Origin of the sequence: Muriicola sp. Z0-33, from assembly GCF_026126425.1 — a bacterium.
GTDB lineage: Bacteria > Bacteroidota > Bacteroidia > Flavobacteriales > Flavobacteriaceae > JAFMPW01.
Genome location: NZ_JAFMPW010000031.1, coordinates 1 through 2,798, shown reverse-complemented (window position 1 = coordinate 2,798; position 2,798 = coordinate 1). Strand labels below are relative to the sequence as shown.

General features: G+C 42.1%; 1 protein-coding gene. It reads left to right on the top strand.

Annotated features, from left to right (window positions below):
- A partial coding sequence (locus J1G40_RS18215; protein WP_265244093.1) for a beta strand repeat-containing protein occupies window positions 1-2,798 on the top strand: 2,798 nt, incomplete at both ends.

The following is a 2,798-nucleotide window of genomic DNA, read 5'->3' as shown; positions in this document are numbered from 1 at the left end:
AACATTGAAACCATTGATACCAATGCATCGGCCAACCCTTATGACAATACCGCATCCGGACTTACAGCCACCAATGTACAGGCTGCCATAGATGAATTAAATACAGGAAGTACAGATAACCAGAATATAAGCGGATCTGGCCTAGCGGGAAATAACCTTACTATAGGTATAGAAAATGGCAGCAATGAAGTAGTAGACCTGTCAACTCTCGCCGAATCGGTCATTGCAGGAACAGGTGCTATAACCGTTACAGACGATGGAAATGGTAACTATACTGTGAATTCTACAGATCCGGATGAAGACCTGACAAATGAGCTTACATTAATAGGTTCAGGAGCACCAGTGATAGTCCCCGGTAATAGCGGGGTTACCTACGTAGATAATGTTGCCGGGCAATTATATATTTGGGATGGGGCTACCTGGAACGCAGTTGGTGGTAATGCCTCACCAGACCTTGACGGTGACCCAACAAACGAACAAAACACGGCATTTGCAGTAAACGGAGCCAATTTGGAAATAACAGATAGTGGAGGAACACTGGCTGTACCAATAGCTTCACTGGGTACAGACGATCAGAATATCGAAAGTCTTGCTGTAGATACGGGTACAAATGTATTAACTGTAGGTATCGAAGATGGTACCAGTCAGAATGTAGATTTATCCCATTTGGATGATGCTGGTACAGACGACCAGAATTTAACACTTGCCGGAACAGATCTTAGTATTGAAGATGGTAATACCGTTGATTTATCAGGTTTTGTTTCAACAGACGATCAGAATATAGAGAGTTTAGCGGTTGATACGGGTACAAACGTACTAACTGTAGGTATCGAAGATGGTAGCAGTCAGAATGTAGATTTATCTCATTTGGATGATGCCGGGACTGATGATCAGAATTTAACAGGGGCCTCTTTAAGTGGTGCTAATGTACTTCAGATCGATATAGAAAACGGAGCTTCCACTACAGTAGATTTGTCCGCACTGGATGATGCCGGTACAGACGACCAGAATTTAACGCTTGCAGGAACAGATTTAAGCATAGAAGATGGCAATACCGTTGACTTATCCGGATTTGTTTCAACAGACGATCAGAATATTGAAAGCTTAGCGGTAGATACGGGTACCAATGTACTAACTGTAGGTATCGAAGATGGTAGCAGTCAGACCGTGGATTTATCACATTTAGATGATGCCGGTACAGACGATCAGAATTTAACAGGGGCCTCTTTAAGTGGCGCCAATGTACTTCAGATCGATATAGAAAACGGAGCTTCCACTACAGTAGATTTGTCCGCACTTGATGATGCAGGAACAGACGATCAGAATTTAACCCTTGCCGGTACAGATCTTAGTATAGAAGACGGAAATACGGTAGATTTATCCGGTTTTGTTTCTACAGACGATCAGAACATAGAGAGTTTAGCGGTTGATACGGGTACCAATGTATTAACTGTAGGTATTGAAGATGGTACCAGCCAGAATGTAGATTTATCGCATTTGGATGATGCCGGAACGGATGATCAGAACCTTACCCTTGCAGGAACAGATTTAAGCATAGAAGATGGTAATACGGTGGACTTATCCGGATTTGTTTCAACAGACGATCAGATATTATCTACTACAGGAGCTGCGGGTAATATAAGCATTGAAGATGGGAATACACTCAACTTGAATGTAGATGACGCGGATGCCGATGCGACAAACGAATATAATACCGGAGTTGCAATGGTTGCCGGAAGCTTAGTGGTAACAGATGGTGGAGGACCATTGTCTGATAATTTAATAAGTACTGATCTTAATAACGATATTACTGCAGGAACTGACGGCGCAATATACTTAAATGTAGCTTCTGTTACTATATCTGAGACCATAACTAACATGACCGATGCAGGTAATGGCCTGGTGACCTATGTCAATGAGAATGGTGTTACACAAACCGTAGCTAAAGCAAATATCACTGATAATGGCGATGGTACGTATACTTTCACTAACAATGATGGAACAGATGTTTTATTAGATACACGAGCAAATAGTAATCCTTATAATAATGGTACATCCGGACTTACGGCAACAGATGTTCAGGCAGCAATAGATGAATTAGTCACAGGAAGCACGGACGATCAGAATATTGAAAGCTTAGCGGTAGATACCGGTACAAACATACTAACTGTAGGTATCGAAGATGGTACCAGTCAGACCGTCGATTTATCTCATTTAGATGATGCCGGGACTGATGATCAGAATTTAACAGGGGCCTCTTTAAGTGGCGCCAATGTGCTTCAGATCGATATAGAAAATGGAGCTTCTACAACAGTAGATTTATCAGCATTGGATGATGCCGGTACAGACGATCAGAATCTTACCCTTGCCGGTACAGATCTTAGTATTGAAGACGGGAATACAGTTGATTTATCCGGATTTGTATCCACAGATGATCAGAATATAGCTGGTTCCGGACTATCGGGAACTGATTTGACTATAGGAATAGAAAATGGTAGCAACCAGGTAGTTGATCTTTCTTCTTTGGTTGGTACAGACGATCAGAACCTTACCCTTGCTGGTACAGATCTTAGTATTGAAGATGGTAATACGGTAGATTTATCAGGTTTTGTTTCCACGGATGATCAGAATATTGAAAGCTTAGCGGTAGATACGGGTACAAACGTACTAACTGTAGGTATCGAAGATGGGACCAGTCAGACCGTAGATTTATCGCATTTAGATGATGCCGGTACGGATGATCAGAACCTTACCCTTGCGGCCAACACGCTATCTATTGAAGATGGAAATAACGTTGA